The sequence below is a fragment of the Pseudoalteromonas sp. KS88 genome (genome assembly GCF_004766475.1).
In the GTDB taxonomy this organism is placed as follows: Bacteria; Pseudomonadota; Gammaproteobacteria; order Enterobacterales; family Alteromonadaceae; genus Pseudoalteromonas.
In genome coordinates this window covers 202,920-218,752 of record NZ_PYHV01000014.1, presented here as the reverse complement: position 1 = coordinate 218,752, position 15,833 = coordinate 202,920, and the positions used below count along the sequence as shown (strand labels likewise).

The window sequence follows — 15,833 nt, the reverse complement described above, 5'->3', positions numbered from 1 at the left end:
AAAAATGTTAACGCTGCCAAAGTGTCGAGTTAAATTTTGGCAGCGTAAAGCAAGTTGAAAAGGATGATCATTTTGGAACAATTAATTACCTCAATAAGAACAAAAGTGACTCGATTATTTTGGCTCCACTTTGTTAGTTATAGTGCTGGGTTGGCAGCAGTAATATTGCTGACTTTATTTGTACAGCATGAACTCTCTTATGATAGTAATCAGCCGGATAAACAGCGGGTTTATCGGGCGCACGTAGATTTTACAAGTTTTGGTTTCGATACATTAATGCCGATGCGCGATTTAGCTGTGGCGCAAGCACTGCTAAACGATAGTGATGTTGAAGACGTATTTGGTTTAATACCAGCTGAATTTATGGGGTATGTAGGTCACCACTTTAATACAGAAGTAAGTCATGTAGGCACAAGTAATGGCGAAACTAAAGTGAAGCTAAAAAACGTTTATTTTGCTTCAAATAATTTATCGCAATTTATTTACCTAGATGTGACGCGTGGAGATATAAACGAGGTGTTGAATACGCCTAATCAACTCGCGATCAGTGAATCTGAAGCTATCAGGCTGTTTGCTGGTACTGATGTGATAGGTGAGCGGCTAAGTGCCAATGAACAAAACTACACAATCGGCGCTGTATTTAAAGACTTACCAACACAAACTCACTTTGCGTTTGACGTACTCACCGCTTTCCCCACAGCTCTTGAAAAACAACCCCATGGTTATGTTTATATAAAAACAGCAGTCGACACAGATATTACTGCACTTGAAAATAAGTTGTTTGAGCAGTATTTAACAACAAAATCAGCAGAGCACAAAACGGTGCAATATGAATTAATAAATATCACTGATATTTATTTAAAAGGTCGCTCCACTTATGAAATGAAAGCGCCTGGGTCAATCACTGCGGTGGCTATTGCTTGCGGACTTATTTTTATTATTTTTTTACAAATAACCTGTAATTTTATCAACTTTAATTTAGTCAGTGTGGGCAGGACTGCCAAGCAAATAGCGATTAAAAAGGCGATTGGTGCCAGCCGAGGTCAATTGTTTCGGCTATTTATAGTTGAATCAATTGTGCTCACTGGTTTTGCCGTAGTGTTGTCTTTGGCATTTGTGGAGTTGAGTCATGATTATTTTAACCAGCTAGCTGAGTCGCATATCTCGTTTGTGCTTGATAAATCAATGGTGTTGATGGCTATTTTGATAACTTGTGTAATAGGTATATTTAATGGCGTATATGCAGGCTTAGTGGTTGCAAATGTTGATGTAAAACTCTTAGTAAGAACACACTATCAGTATCATTTGGGGTTACTGGTCAAAGGTATACTGAGCTTTCAAGCAGGTTTAGCCACTTTCATATTTATTGTATTTGTTATTGCGCAGTTGCAGCTTGAGTTTGTTGCGAATATGGATGTGGGCTATCAAACCCAAAATAGACTCATCGTTAAAAACATTCCAACTACACAACTTTTTGATAAAGATAACACACGCGTAATATCAGCAATTGCCGATTTACCAGGCGTTGCTTCGCTCAGTGCAACCGACATAAACCTTACTGAACAAGTGCGCGGCGGTGTGCAACTAACTTGGCCTAATGGGCAGTTCGTTGATGGGGTTGCTCCTTCAGTGGTAACAAGCTTTGATGTGGTTGAAGCATTGGGGCTTAAGTTGTTAGCGGGTAGAGACTTTAATCGCGACTTTCAAAGTGATTGGTTTGAAAAGCAGCCGGATGGCTCTGAACATGTTGCGTTAATTGTCACTGAGTCTATGGTGCATTTAGCGGGGTATGAGTCAATGCAACAAGTGATTGGTATGACGCTCAGCAATGCAGAAGCTAACTTAAACGCTACTGTTGTTGGTGTTGTTGCTGACGTGAAAGTTGGCTCAGCTAAACATAAAATGACACCGCTTTCTTTTAACCTAGGCCGAAACTACTTGCCAAATGGTCATGGCAATATTGTTATAAAGTTAAGTGATGATGCTTCATTTACTGATTTAAAAAGGCAGATCCCTGCTTTATTAAAATCGCGCTTTGCCATTCTTGATGTTGAAGTGAGTCGATTTGAGGATGATTACGCAAAAAATTATAAAAATGAGCGTAGGATAACAACCTTATCAAAATGGTTGTTAATTCTGAGCACAGCGCTAACCGTTATTAGCCTTGCCGTATTGGTATCTCAAACGGTGCTTTCGAAGCAAAAAGAGTTGGCGATTAAAAAGGTCTTGGGGGCAACAATCACTCAGTTGGTAACAGCAGTGAGTGTGTCTTATTTAAAACTTGTGTCATTGAGTTTAGTAGTAAGTATACCGCTCGCTTATTGGTTAACAGATAATTGGCTAAATAGTTTTAATGACCGCATAGGGCAACCTATTTGGGTTTATGGTTTAGCAGCTTTAGTTGTAGCAGTTATAACTTGGCTGACCGTTGCAAGTCTTGCATTTAAAGCTGCCAGTACACGGCCAGCGCTTGTTTTACGCGACGAGTAGATAAGTAAACAATGTCGCTATAAGTGACGACCTACAAGGTTGTAGAAAGATGTAGGTCGTGCTTTAGCGCGTAAAGTGTAACTTAAGTGTTTATGTTATCGTCGCCATAAATGACGACCTACAAGGTTGTAGAAAGGTGTAGGACGTGCTTTAGCGCGTAAATAGGCTATATTTTATTTCTGCTTTAGGAAAAGGGATTTATCAAATGAGCTGGAGTAACTTAAAGAAAGGGCGCGTATCAATTCAATCAGGTGAGTACTTCATTACATTTACATGCAACCGCAGAGAAAGAGTTTTTAGTAATTCCGATCTTGCCAATACTTTTTGTAGATGTATTGCTAATAATGAGCTCAAGTATCAATGCTGTTGGTTAACTTGGGTCTTAATGCCTGATCATTTCCATGGCTTGTTGCAGCTTAAAAATAGTGAATTAGGGGTTGTAGTGGGCCACTTGAAAGGCGCATCAGCTCGGGAAGTTAATAAACTACGAGATTTAAATCAGCCTGTATGGCAAAGAGTGTATTATGATCATGCGCTGCGAGAAGAAAATAGGGTTGAAATAGCAAGATATATTGCTGCAAACCCTTTGAGGCGTAAGTTGGTAGCTAGAATTGGTGATTATCCGTATTGGAATTCAGTATATTTGTAAATTTAATTTCGCAGGGAGTTGTCGCCGTAAACGACGACCTACAATATATAATTAAATATCTTTAAGCTTTATCGCGGGGTTACCGGCAACAACAGTGTTTGCAGCCACATCCTTGGTCACTATCGACCCTGCGCCCACTACAGCGTTATCGCCAATGCTAACACCCGCTAAAACGATAACTCCCGCCCCAATCCACACGTTATTACCGATAGTAATCGGTGCTGCAAAGTTCTCTTTATTGAGCCGCTCAGTGGGATTAATAGCATGCGATACCGCTAATAGCTGAACATTTGGGCCGATCAAACAATCGTCGCCAATGCTTATGGCTCCTTCATTAATTGGCGCATCTAACACAGTGCAGTTAATGTTTATAAAAGTACGATCACCAATTTGTATTTGTGAGCCATAATCACAATGAAAGCCAGCTTCAATAATGACGCCCGAGCCGGAGTTAGCAAACAGTCCTGTTATGCGTTTTAAGTTGCCTTTACTTGGGCTTTTATTAAATAAGCGGCATATTTCATGAGCGGCTTTGCGTGACTCGCGGGTACTTTTATTTAAGCTGTTAAATTGTGTGTGCATTATGACTCTTCTGGCAAACCGATGTGGGCGTGGCCACGTCTATAATCAATAGTAACTAAAAAATGTTTTAACACATCGTACCCAATAAGGCCCTGTACATTTCGACCTTTAATACGTGTATTTGTTGTTTCAAACTGACTATTAAGGTTTGCTGTTTCACCTTCGTCAGGAATACTAACGTGTACATTTTCCATTTCAAAAGGGCCAAACTTTAACCAAGGGATACGAAAGTTTTCAGTTATAGCGCTGGTGGTTACACCTCTGCTGACTTGTGATTCCCGATCAATATTTTCAATCCAACCCATTCTACGGGCTACGTTACGGTTGACTATTATTCCGCCATTGTTGCCGGTATCGAGGATCAACCAAATTGATTTACCTTCGCCCAGCTCAACTTCAACAATAGGCATGCCAGAGCCTTTTTGTTTTTCCATCTTAATATTTTTTATTTTACCCAAGTCCAAAGCATCATGAGTGACCAAGCGCATTTTTTGATTTGGATAATCAAGTTGCATTATAAATTGTCGGAAAAACCCAGCACCAAAGAGTAACGAATTTTCATGATGACCTAGGTTTATTTCTACCGCATCATTAATGGTGGTCTCCATACCAAATAAATTGATAGGCACGTTATTATATGTGGTTTTATCTTCAACACCGTACACTCCACGTACCCGTGTTTTACCCCCTTTATTGAGGTTGAGCTCGTTCTTACTAATAAAGCGAGGATTAATACCATTCAATTGGGCGCCGGTATCTAAAACAGCTTTACTAGGTATACCTGATACGGTGGTGGGTACTTTTATGTGGCCATTTTCTAACGAGAAATCTAGCCAAGGTGTGACACCTGCTAATACATATGAACTGAAAATGCCTAAGCATAATGTAAGTATTAGTTTCATAATTATTCCTTTAACTTATTGTTTTTATATTGTTATTACTTAACCATTGTGCAGGAAATTAAAATAACGTGCAAGATTAAAAATTGTCCATATACAAATGTATTTGTTTCGTTTAAAATCTCGCTTCTTTCGAAACGAAACTTATTATTAGGCATTTAATGACCAAACGAAACACTCAACAGCGCAGACACACTATTCTAAGCCAAGTAAATGAACAAGGCGAAGTGAGTGTAGAGGTACTGGCTGAGCAATTTCAAACGTCTGAAGTAACCATTCGAAAAGATTTAACTGCGCTTGAAAAAAGCGGCTTATTACTTCGCCGCTACGGTGGTGCCATTGCATTACCGCAAGAAATCGTGGCAAATAGCGATTCGCTTCGCAAAATGGCAATTGCTCAAGCCGCAGCTAGCCTTATAAAAGATCACAACCGCATCATTATAGACAGTGGCCGCACTACAGCAGCGATGATCCCAGAGCTGGCTAAGAAGCGTGGGTTAGTGGTGATGACTAACGCTATCAATGTAGCTAACCGATTGCTTTCATTAGAAAATGAGCCAACATTATTGATGACCGGAGGAACCTGGGACCCGCATTCAGAGTCGTTCCAAGGCCAAGTAGCAGAGAATGTTTTACGCTCTTATGACTTCGATCAGCTATTTATTGGTGCAGATGGCATTGATGTTGAAAGAGGAACTACAACCTTTAATGAGTTAGTAGGGCTAAGCCAAGTAATGGCTGAAGCCGCTCGTGAGGTAATCGTGTTGGTTGAGTCTGAAAAAATTGGACGCCGAATACCTAATTTAGAACTACCTTGGCAAAGTGTAACAACACTTATCACCGACAGTGGCCTTGCGCTTGATACTCGCAAGGCACTTGAAGCATGCGGTGTAAAGTTAGTTTGTGCCGAGGTTGAATAGCAATTTTCAATTTAGTTAAAGGCAAACCGACAACATTTGCTTTTATCTTTTAATCATTATGACAACACATACGGCCTAAAATTTAATTTTGGCACGTGCAAATGGAGAATATTATGTGTGGAATCGTTGGGGCCGTTGCAGAACGTCCAGTAAATAAAATTTTAGTAGAAGGTTTAAAACGCCTTGAATACCGTGGTTATGACTCAGCGGGTGTAGCGCTTTTAGAAGGCAACACGCTGAACACTGTAAAAGCGGTTGGTAAAGTAGCAAACCTTGACAGTGCTCTTGAGACTGCGGGTGTAAAAGGCACGACCGGTATCGCGCACACACGCTGGGCAACTCATGGCGGTGTGACAGAAGCAAACGCTCATCCACATATCTCAAACAGTGAAATTGCCTTAGTACATAATGGCATTATTGAAAATCATGCGAGCCTGCGTGAAGCGCTTAAAGGCGACGGATATGAGTTTTTATCAGATACTGATACCGAAGTAATGGTGCATTTAATTCATCAGCTTCGCCAACAGCACACAACTTTATTAGCGGCAGTGCAAGCGGCTGTGAAACAGTTTGAAGGTGCTTTTGGTACAGTGGTATTTGATAAAGCTAACGATAACGAAATTATCGTGGCTCGTTCAGGCAGCCCGCTAGTAATTGGTTTAGGCCTTGGTGAAAACTTTATTGCCTCTGATCAGTTAGCGTTATTACCAGTAACACGCAGCTTTATTTACCTTGAAGAAGGCGATGTAGCACGTATTACTCGTGACAGTGTAGAAATCTTTGATGCAAACGGTAACGCTGTTGAGCGTGAAGTGATTGAATCAAACATCACGCAAGATGCATCAGGTAAAGGTGAATACCGCCACTACATGTTAAAAGAAATCTACGAGCAGCCACTTGCTGTACGTAATACATTAGACGGGCGTTTAAATGACGACCGCGTTGCTATTGATGCTTTTGGCGACAGTGCACAGCAAATTTTTAAAGACGTAAAACACGTACAAATTATTGCCTGTGGTACTTCGTATCACTCAGGTATGGTTGCTCGCTACTGGCTTGAGCAATTTGCTGGTGTGAGCTGCAATGTTGAGATTGCCTCTGAATTTAGATACCGCCAATCGTTCGTACACGAAAATAGCCTACTTGTGACAATTTCACAATCAGGTGAAACAGCCGATACATTAGCTGCACTTCGTTTAGCGAAAGAGCAAGGTTATATGGCCTCAATGACCATTTGTAACGTGCCAGGTTCATCACTTGTGCGTGAATCTGACTTAGCTTTTATGACCAAAGCGGGCGCTGAAATTGGTGTTGCGTCTACTAAAGCATTTACCACACAATTAGTTGGTTTGTTAATGCTTACTGCGTCTGTAGCGCAAGAAAAAGGCTTAGATCAAAGCGTGATTGTTAACGCGATTAAAACGCTGCCAAACAAATTAGAAGAAGCGTTATTGCTAGCTGATGGCATCGAAGATTTAGCTGAAGAGTTTGCTGATAAGCATCACTCACTATTTTTAGGCCGCGGCTCACAATACCCAATCGCGATGGAAGGCGCGCTTAAACTTAAAGAGATTTCATACATCCACGCTGAAGCATATGCAGCTGGTGAACTTAAACACGGTCCATTAGCGCTTATTGACGCTGACATGCCAATTATTGTTGTAGCACCAAACAATGAATTGCTTGAAAAGCTTAAATCAAACGTTGAAGAAGTCCGTGCGCGCGGCGGTATTATCTATGTATTCGCTGATAAAGACTCAGCCTTCGCATCAGACGATACAATGCGTGTTATCAACGTAAACCACGTAGATGACGTGATTGCCCCTGTGGTATATACAATTCCACTACAGTTACTTTCATACTACGTAGCGGTAATTAAAGGCACAGACGTTGACCAACCACGTAACCTAGCAAAATCGGTTACTGTTGAGTAAAATCAACAGGTTGGTAAATCCAGAATAAAAATTAAAAAGGCGCTCAATGCGCCTTTTTTTATGCCTGAAACTCTGTTAGCTTAAGTAACTCATTATTCTCTAAGGGATTAGTTATGCGTTTATTTGCTGTTCTGTGTTTTATTAGCTTTAGTATTTTTAGTTCACAAAGTGCCTTTTCACAATCTGGCACTAAACAGCAAAGTGCTGATTACTCTGTGCACACGCACACTTTTAAGTCGGCTGTTTTAAACGAAGAACGCACAGTTGTCGTTCAATTGCCTAAAAGCTACCAAGCTGAGCCCGATAAAGTTTATCCGGTAATATATCGCTTAGATGGTGCGGGTAATATACCGCTTGCCAGTGCTGTCATTGAGCGTTTACAAAATGATAATCGTGCGCCTGAGGTTATTATTGTCGCTATTGAAAACACTAATCGACTCAGAGATTTTTATCCTACAGTGAATAAAGAGCCGCAAGGTCCTGTCGGTGAAGGGGGCGGCGCGGCAAAGTTTTTAGCGTTCTTTGAACAAGAACTTATTCCTTTAGTAAATAAAAACTATCGTACGCATAATTATAAAGTGATTGCTGGCGCATCTGCTGGTGGTGTATTTGCGCTATACGCGTTGCAAGCCAAACCTGAGTTATTCCAAGCGCACATTGCTTATAGTCCTGCGGTATGGTGGAACTATGGCGCGTCAGTAAAAAGCACAAAGTCGTTTATCGCTAAAAACAAAGAGCTTAATAGTTACGTTTATATGAATATCGGCGAAGAAGCCGGCATAATGCGTGAAAGGTACGATGAATTACAGCAATCACTACAATCGTATAAAGTACGAGGGTTACGCTTTTTTAGTGATGCGTTTGATGGCATCTCGCATAACTTAACTTCTGCTGCTGGCGCATTTAATGCTTATTACCACTTATTTTTACCTAAACAAATGCCCATAGGTGCTTTAACTGACGAGGTAGCCTCTATTAATACATACTACAAAACTTTGTCTCAGCAATGGGGTGAGCAGGTATCTCCACCAGATCGTGCTGTTAGATTACTTGGTTACAACCTAACGGACAGCAAGCAGTTTACCCGCGCTATAGAGGTGTTTAAGTACAATATAAAAAACTACCCAAAATCAGTTGATGCGCTTTCAGCCTTGTCCTACGGTTATGAAATGCAAGGTGATACTCGTCAAGCACTTGCACAAATGGAATCTGCTTTAGCAATCGCAGATGATTCATACCCTTATATAAATTACCTAAAAGAAACAAAAGCTAGGCTGCAAGCAGAACTAAGTAAGCGCTAATAATATTGCCAACTTAGTTGTTGGCTTTTTATGAATGCCTCGATAGGCTTGAAACACTGACACTGACACTGACACTGACACTGACACTGACACTGACACTGACACTGACACTGACACTGACACTCTAATTCACTTGTGTTTCTATGAGGGGACAAGGTTCTGTAACTATAATTACTAAAATTCGGCAAAAAGCAATATCACAAATTAGCTCGTAACTTGTAGCTCGAAATTCGTGACTGTTAACTAAACCACATAAAAATCACTAATCCCTACTTAACGGGCAATAAATACGCTAAAATTGCAGGCTATTTTTAGTAATGAGCCGCACTTTTTATGACCTCAGCCGCAAACCCTAGTAATTTCAACGAACTTGGCCTTATTCCAGAGCTAATTGCTCGATTGTCTGATCTTGAATACACGCAACCTACGTCGATTCAGGCTAAAGCAATTCCAAGTATCTTGGCGGGAAGTGACTTAATTGCTGGGGCGAATACCGGCTCAGGTAAAACAGCAACGTTTGCATTACCTATGTTGCAAAAAGCTTTCCTAGAGCAGGGCGCTAAAAGTACTGCAAGTAAGGGTAACTTTGTAACAGGGCTTATTTTAGTGCCGACTCGTGAGCTTGCTACGCAAGTGGCCGATAGCGTTAAATCATACTCTGCAAACTTTAATGGCGCGATTAAAACAGTAGCTGTGTTTGGTGGTGTGTCGGTTAATACCCAAATGCAGGCACTTCGTGGTGGCGCTGATATTATTGTGGCAACACCAGGTCGTTTACTTGATTTAATCTCAAGCAATGCGATTAAGCTCGATAATGTAACCACGCTTGTGCTTGATGAAGCTGACCGTATGCTAAGCCTTGGCTTTACTGAAGAACTTGCTGAGCTATTAGCGTTAATGCCTGCTAAAAAACAAACTATGTTGTTCTCAGCGACCTTTCCTGAGCAAGTAACACAATTAACGCAAGAGCTGCTAAATAATCCAGTTGAAATACAAGTACAAAACAAAGAAGAGAGCACACTTGTACAGCGCGTGTTTAGTGTTAACAAAGGCGAGAAAACCACGGTTTTAGCGCATTTAATTAAAACTCATAAATGGCGCCAAGCACTGATTTTTGTGAACGCCAAAAAAGACTGTGAGCACTTAGCCAGCAAACTTGAAAAACGCGGTGTGAACGCGCAAGTATTCCACGGCGATAAAGGCCAAAGTGAACGAACTCGCGTAATAGAAAAATTTAAAGCGGGTGAGATTGAAGTGCTTATTGCAACCGATATTGCCGCCCGTGGTTTAGATATTGAAAAGCTGCCAGTGGTAATAAACTTTAACCTACCACGCAGCCCCGCTGATTACATGCACCGTATTGGCCGAAGCGGTCGTGCTGGTGAAGTAGGTTTAGCGCTATCACTGATTGATTATGAAGACTTTCATCACTTTAGAATTATTGAAAAGAAAAACAAACTACGTTTAGAGCGCGAAGAGGTAACAGGCTTTGCTGTAAACCAAGCCAACCTTGATGCCGCCGAGGCGCTTAAAAACGACAAGCCAATGGCCAAACCAGAGGGCACAGGTAAAAAGAAGAAGAAAAACAAAGCCAGCCAAGAAGATGACGTTTGGAGCGGCTGGCGCCGTAAATGATTTAGTTGCCTCCATAGGATTACAAAACCCGTAATTAGCTTAACTAATTACGGGTTTTTGTGTTTTATGGCTCTAGCCCAAAACGTTAGATAAACACGCTACGAGTTTAATGTTCGTGGTCGTGTTCTTCCTCTTGTGCAATACCTAACCAAGTAATAGCTGCTGGTGGGAATGTAAGTTCTAGTTCACCTTCAATTTCTAAATCTTCTAGGTGTACTTGCACAACGTGCTGAGCAATAGGGTCGGCTACATAAGCGAAATGACCATTTTGTGCCACTGTCATACTAAACTTCATGCCTTCAGGCATGGTTGTTACGTCTTGTTCAGTGATATCAACTTGGCCTGCTAGTTCCCAGTGCATGTGGCCGTCGTGCGTATGTGCTTCCAGCACGTTTAAAAAGCCTAGGCTGTCTAAAACTAAAAAGTGCTCGCCATTCGCTGAGAAAGAGTAAGACACTGCACTTGCGCCATCGGCTAGTTGCCATTCTAATTCTTCCATTTCAGCTTTCGCAGGATTTATACTCACAATCACAGCAGGGCCGCCGCCGTGACCAGAGGCAATACCAATAAAGGTTTCGCTGGCTTCATGGCCGTAAATTCTACCAATACGTAAGTCACCTACCGCATCAATGTTTGCCACTTTTTCAGCTTCGTATTCGTCGTCGTGTTGATGCGCTAATAGCACGCCATCGCTACAGCCAAATGCAATATAGTCGTGGTTTTGTGCTGCACCGTGTAAATCAGGACAAGTAAGCTCTAATGTTTGTTCAAGCTCATATTCGCCATCATGAAAATGATAAACAACCACTTGGTCAGGCAGGATTTTAGCGTTTGATGTACTTTGAGCATCATCGCGGCGAATGGTGGCTAATAAGTGCTCACCACGCGGCTCTGCTACGCCGTGCATATTAATATCGTAGCTTATACCAGGAAGGGTATCTGATGCGCTCGTGATATCGTTATCTGTTAATACTTCAACAGATGCAACCGTACCTGACTCTGCATCGCCATCGTAAAATATGGCTAACTTACCATCGTGTTTAACTAGGTGTGTTGGGCGGCTCCCGCTCGTTAGCTCATAACTGATAGCTGCCGGGCTTTGCTTGTAATCATGTAAATGCTCACCATGATCTTCACGCCATAAGCCACCGTCGATAAAGCCTAAGTAATCTTGTGCGCGAGAAGCGATCACTGCATAACGAAAATCAGGTGATGACGACAGTGTGTTTGAATCATTGTTAAGTGTAAAGGTTTCAAGCAGCTCATTATCGTCTAAGTCAAAGAAGCTTGCTGCGTTGCTGTCGCTAGCTAGTACGACAAGTCTACCCAATGAATCAATTGTATATTCATCGCCGTGGTCATGGTCGTCACCATGATTATGCTCATCAGGTACTTCAATAGGGTCTTTCTCAACGATATTTGTTTCAGCATCGCCACAAGCGGTGATTAATGTACTGCTTATTGCCAGTGCAATTAGTTTTAATTTAAATAGTTTAGTCATAATAATTTCCTTAATTTATAATTTTTTTAGCGCTTAAAAATAACCGCGAATACCCAGTGCAAAGCTACGACCAGGACGTGGCGCTATATTCTTTAAAAATGAGCTATGAACGCGCGCTTCGGTATCTGTTAAGTTAGTGCCACGTAGATACAGTGAAACATCTTGGTTTAGCACTGATAAATCATATGAAACGCTGGCATCAAGCATGGTGTAACCATCTGTAGCTGTTTCTTCTGACGCGATGCGGTCTTGTTCTTGATAGCGAGTTACATGGAGATGCGCACTCAGCTTATTTGTTTGATAGCTTAACTCAGTACCAAAACGTAGCGGTGGTGTGCGTGGTAAATCGCCACCATCTTTGAGGCGGGCGCGTACGTAATCTGAGAATAAATCTACTTTAAATTCATTGGTTAACTGCCATGCAACTTGGGCTTCAAAACCATGTAAAATTACGTCATCTGTTTTAAATAAATAAACTGGGAGTTCAGATGCATGATCGTGTTCATCACCGTGGTCATGCTCACCGCTGTGGTCGTGCTCATCACCATGGTCGTGGCCGCTTTCGGCGTATAGGGCTGTGTCTATTTGGTAATAATAATTGTCGACTTGGTTGTAGAAAGCATTAAGAATGAAACCGATATCACCTTGGGTTTTACGAAACGTTAAATCAATATTGTTTGCTGTTTCTAGGTCAATTGCTTGCTCAGATAAACCCAAATGGCCGTCTTCATGAATATCAAATAGTGCGCCTACTTCATAAGTGGCTGTGCCTATGTGAGGCCCGAATGATAATAACTCTGAGGCAGAAGGGGCACGCTCAGAACGAGATACCGATAAACCCAAGTTGTAACTAGGTGCAAAATCCCACACCACACCAGTTGATAAACTGACTGGAGTAAACTCTTGCTCTACATCAAATACGCGAATGATATCAGCGTGTTCTTCGTGGCTGTGCTCATGGCTATCGTGGTCATGATCAACATTTTCATCATGTGCGTGTGCATCAATGTTTGGTAATAGTACGTTGTCTGCATCAATAGTTACACGTTCAACACGACCCCCTAATTGCACTAAAAAGTTACCAAAGTGCTTTTCTTCCATCAGCGCCACAGCAAAACTTTGCGTTTGTGAAGGTGGTGTAAATGCCTCTGAGCCTTGTGCTTTTACATCACTGCGTTTGTAATGAAAGCTCAAACCACCATTCCACTGCGCAACCGGGTTATGCATTAAGTCTACGCGTAACTCATTGGTTTCGTTTTCAAACGTGGTGCCCACTGCACCATGTTCAATTTCAGCATGTTCGTAATCTGTAAAACCTGCACGTAGGTTTACTTTATTAAGCCATTGATTATATAGGTTATATTCACCAAGCAACTGCACTTTAGTTTGATCTAAATCGGCATATACGCTTTCCTCAGCGCTATGATCTTCTTCGCCTCCATGAGTGTGTCCAGGAATACCATATTGACGATTAAATTGTTCAACAGCTATCCCAACAAAACCTTGGTCAAATAGATAGCTAGTTCCAAGGGTGAAACCATCAGATTCTTCACTGCTGTTTGCAACGGTGTAATCGCCACTATGCTCTTCATGGTCATGGTCATGGTCATGGTCATCGTGGGCTAATTCAGCTGCCACAGGTATTTCATAGTCGTCAGCTTCACGCCAAAAGGCATCGGCATAAAAAGCGAATGAATCAGTACCGGTAGTGGCATTAAACGAGGCTACTTTTTGATTATCAACAGAGTTATGTTCAAGGTTCCATTCGCCGCGAGTTGTGCTGTCTGTTGGTACACGGTTATCAACTACATTAACAACACCGCCAATTGCACCGCTGCCATAAAATAAAGTGGCAGGACCACGTAATACTTCGATTTGTTTTGCGGTTGATGCCTCTGATGCGACGGAGTGATCAGGGCCCACTCTTGACACATCACTGACATCGAGGCCGTTTTGAGTAATGAGTACGCGAGGACCGCTTAAGCCGCGAATGATGGGTGTGCTGGCTACTTTTGCATGAAAGTTGGTATTAACACCTGGCAGTTTTTCAAGACTATCGCCAAGGGTTGCAGCTTGCTGGCGTCTTAATTGTTCGCCTGATAAAACGCTAACTGGTGAGGCGGACTCCATTGCCGACATATGAATTGGGGTGGCTTCAATGTCAATTACTTCAATTGGTGAACGTTGTAAGTTAAAAGTAATAGATTGATTTTCATTGTTGTCAAATGAGATGTCGCGATGAAGGTGAGCATAACCAGGAGCGGTAATGTGAAACTCTTTTAATCCATCTTTTAAATCGGTGATGACAAATTTACCATTTTTATCCGTGGCGACTTTCACATCTGAGCCCTCAACTTCCACAGTGGCGTTGATAACTACTTTGCCTTGTTTGTTTAACACAATGCCTTCTATGGAATTTGCAAGCACACTTGCTGGTAATAAAGCTGCAATTAGTACAGCTAATTGAGATCTTCGTTTCATTTGACTACCTTGTTGGATGTTATACTGTATCAATTGTGCTTGAAATGTTATAATGTATCAAGTGAAAGTTAAAGAATGTTATTTGAAATACCTAAGATGGAGCTATAAGGAGCAAGGAATGACAGAGATTGAACCCAAACCCCAGCAGTTAGTGTGGGTAATGTGAATAAACAGCAACTAAAAAAAACAGTTCGGTTTGCCAATGCAAAGTGTGAAGCCTCTGGCAAAAAACTGACAGAAAAACGTCAACAAGTATTAGAAATTCTACTGCATGCAAAAACGCCATTATCTGCTTACGAACTGACTGATCAGTTTAACAAGGTGATGGGGGGGCCTATTTTGGCGATGTCGGTATATCGGATTTTAGATGTTTTAGAGTCTGTAGGTTTAGTACATCGATTAAAATCAGAAAATAAGTTTATGGCATGCAGTCACCTTAATGCTGGTTGCCAGCATCAGCTCTCGATGTTTTTAATTTGCAGGTCATGTAACAAAGTTGTTGAAATGGATGATGCAAACGACAAAGTGAAGGCTTTATTCAATCAAATAGAGGTAACGGGATTTACACCAAGTGGGTCACAGTTAGAAATTTCGGGACTATGTTGTCAATGTAAACTTAAGCCGCTTAAAAGCAATTAGAGGAAGCTAGAATGAAATCAACACAAAGTGTAATGGATAAGCTTGCAATAGGACTTTCGATGGTGTGCACCGTGCATTGTTTTGCAACCCCTATTTTACTTACACTGTTACCTAGTTTTGCAGCACTACAACTAGATAATGAACAGTTTCATTTGTGGATTTTAGTAGCCGTCATCCCTACCAGTGTGCTTGCATTGAGCTTAGGCTGTAAAAAGCATAAGCGCCTGCGTTATATGGTTTCAGGCTTGATAGGCGTAATGTTAATGGTGCTAGCTATAATATTTGCAGAAGCGTTGTTGGGTGAGTTGGGCGAAAAAGGGTTTACCCTCGTGGGCGCGGCTTTTATCGCTGTTGCACATTGGTTTAATTATCGCCAGTGCTTTGCAAAGAGTGATGATTGCCCATGTTCAGCTAATGCTTAGTAGCAAGCAAGTTGAAATGAATTTAGTCAAATATGATTATAATAACGCCGACTCGCGTCGGCGTAATAGTATTAACAGTAAACAGTTTGTTTATTTGTAAAATACTTCCACAGTGCCTTTTACTTTCATAAGTAAAGGCTGGCCGCGGCGGTCTAGCGCTTTAGGTGCCGCTACTTTGATCCAACCTTCACTGATGCAGTATTCTTCAACGTCAAAACGTTCTTTGCCGTTAAGATTTACACCAATCTCATGTTCAAATACTTCTTCAACATAAAACTTGCTGCGAGGGTTGATCGAAAGTTGATCAGGTAATTCTGGTTTATTGGTATCAGTCATAATCGTGTCTGCATTGAATATATTGTGCGCCATTGTAGGCAATC

At 41.5% G+C, this 15,833-nt stretch carries 13 protein-coding genes; 8 read left to right on the top strand and 5 right to left on the bottom strand.

The window, feature by feature from the left end:
• Positions 1-72: 72 nt before the first annotated feature.
• Both C7Y70_RS09515 and C7Y70_RS09510 read left to right on the top strand, forming a co-directional pair.
• Positions 73-2,490, top strand: a complete 2,418-nt coding sequence (locus C7Y70_RS09515; protein ID WP_167850808.1) for an ABC transporter permease — start codon at positions 73-75, stop codon at positions 2,488-2,490.
• A 205-nt stretch (positions 2,491-2,695) separates the two neighbouring features.
• Positions 2,696-3,139: a transposase gene (locus C7Y70_RS09510; RefSeq protein ID WP_135474664.1), complete on the top strand. Its 444-nt coding sequence runs from the start codon at positions 2,696-2,698 to the stop codon at positions 3,137-3,139.
• 51 nt (positions 3,140-3,190) lie between these two features.
• On the opposite strand, the gene C7Y70_RS09505 is transcribed toward C7Y70_RS09510, so the two are convergent.
• Entirely contained in the window at positions 3,191-3,721 is a 531-nt protein-coding gene (locus C7Y70_RS09505; RefSeq protein WP_135474662.1) for a sugar O-acetyltransferase, read from the bottom strand.
• Positions 3,721-4,623 (bottom strand): pepsin/retropepsin-like aspartic protease family protein, encoded by a 903-nt coding sequence (locus tag C7Y70_RS09500; RefSeq protein ID WP_135474660.1) that lies wholly within the window; start codon positions 4,621-4,623, stop codon positions 3,721-3,723. The genes C7Y70_RS09505 and C7Y70_RS09500 overlap by 1 nt, the downstream gene beginning before the upstream one ends.
• A 158-nt stretch (positions 4,624-4,781) precedes the next feature.
• Between C7Y70_RS09500 and C7Y70_RS09495 the strand changes: the two genes are divergently transcribed.
• From C7Y70_RS09495 to C7Y70_RS09480, 4 genes are all read left to right on the top strand, one after another.
• A complete protein-coding gene (locus C7Y70_RS09495; RefSeq protein WP_099295092.1) occupies positions 4,782-5,540 on the top strand; it encodes a DeoR family transcriptional regulator in 759 nt (252 codons plus the stop codon).
• 113 nt (positions 5,541-5,653) lie between these two features.
• Positions 5,654-7,474 (top strand): glutamine--fructose-6-phosphate transaminase (isomerizing), encoded by a 1,821-nt coding sequence (gene glmS, locus C7Y70_RS09490; RefSeq protein ID WP_099295093.1) that lies wholly within the window; start codon positions 5,654-5,656, stop codon positions 7,472-7,474.
• A 113-nt stretch (positions 7,475-7,587) separates the two neighbouring features.
• A complete protein-coding gene (locus C7Y70_RS09485) occupies positions 7,588-8,775 on the top strand; it encodes an alpha/beta hydrolase-fold protein (RefSeq protein WP_135474658.1) in 1,188 nt (395 codons plus the stop codon).
• 333 nt (positions 8,776-9,108) lie between these two features.
• Positions 9,109-10,410 (top strand): DEAD/DEAH box helicase, encoded by a 1,302-nt coding sequence (locus tag C7Y70_RS09480; protein WP_135474656.1) that lies wholly within the window; start codon positions 9,109-9,111, stop codon positions 10,408-10,410.
• 106 nt (positions 10,411-10,516) lie between these two features.
• Here the strand turns inward: C7Y70_RS09480 and C7Y70_RS09475 are convergent, their stop codons facing one another.
• Both C7Y70_RS09475 and C7Y70_RS09470 read right to left on the bottom strand, forming a co-directional pair.
• Positions 10,517-11,911: a 5-methyltetrahydrofolate--homocysteine methyltransferase gene (locus tag C7Y70_RS09475; protein ID WP_135474654.1), complete on the bottom strand. Its 1,395-nt coding sequence runs from the start codon at positions 11,909-11,911 to the stop codon at positions 10,517-10,519.
• Between the two features lie 33 nt (positions 11,912-11,944).
• Positions 11,945-14,392 carry a TonB-dependent receptor gene (locus C7Y70_RS09470; RefSeq protein WP_135474652.1) on the bottom strand — a complete coding sequence of 816 codons (2,448 nt, stop codon included), beginning with the start codon at positions 14,390-14,392 and terminating at the stop codon, positions 11,945-11,947.
• Between the two features lie 162 nt (positions 14,393-14,554).
• Here C7Y70_RS09470 and C7Y70_RS09465 point away from each other — a divergent pair, with 162 nt between their 5' ends.
• Together C7Y70_RS09465 and C7Y70_RS09460 are read left to right on the top strand one after the other, a co-directional pair.
• The gene (locus tag C7Y70_RS09465; RefSeq protein ID WP_167850807.1) at positions 14,555-15,031 is read left to right on the top strand and encodes a Fur family transcriptional regulator; all 477 of its coding nucleotides are present in this window, start codon (positions 14,555-14,557) and stop codon (positions 15,029-15,031) included.
• A gap of 11 nt (positions 15,032-15,042) precedes the next feature.
• A complete protein-coding gene (locus tag C7Y70_RS09460) occupies positions 15,043-15,453 on the top strand; it encodes a MerC domain-containing protein (RefSeq protein WP_135474648.1) in 411 nt (136 codons plus the stop codon).
• Positions 15,454-15,543: 90 nt separating this feature from the next.
• On the opposite strand, the gene C7Y70_RS09455 is transcribed toward C7Y70_RS09460, so the two are convergent.
• Positions 15,544-15,789 carry a DUF3297 family protein gene (locus tag C7Y70_RS09455; RefSeq protein WP_099295100.1) on the bottom strand — a complete coding sequence of 82 codons (246 nt, stop codon included), beginning with the start codon at positions 15,787-15,789 and terminating at the stop codon, positions 15,544-15,546.
• Positions 15,790-15,833: the final 44 nt, after the last annotated feature.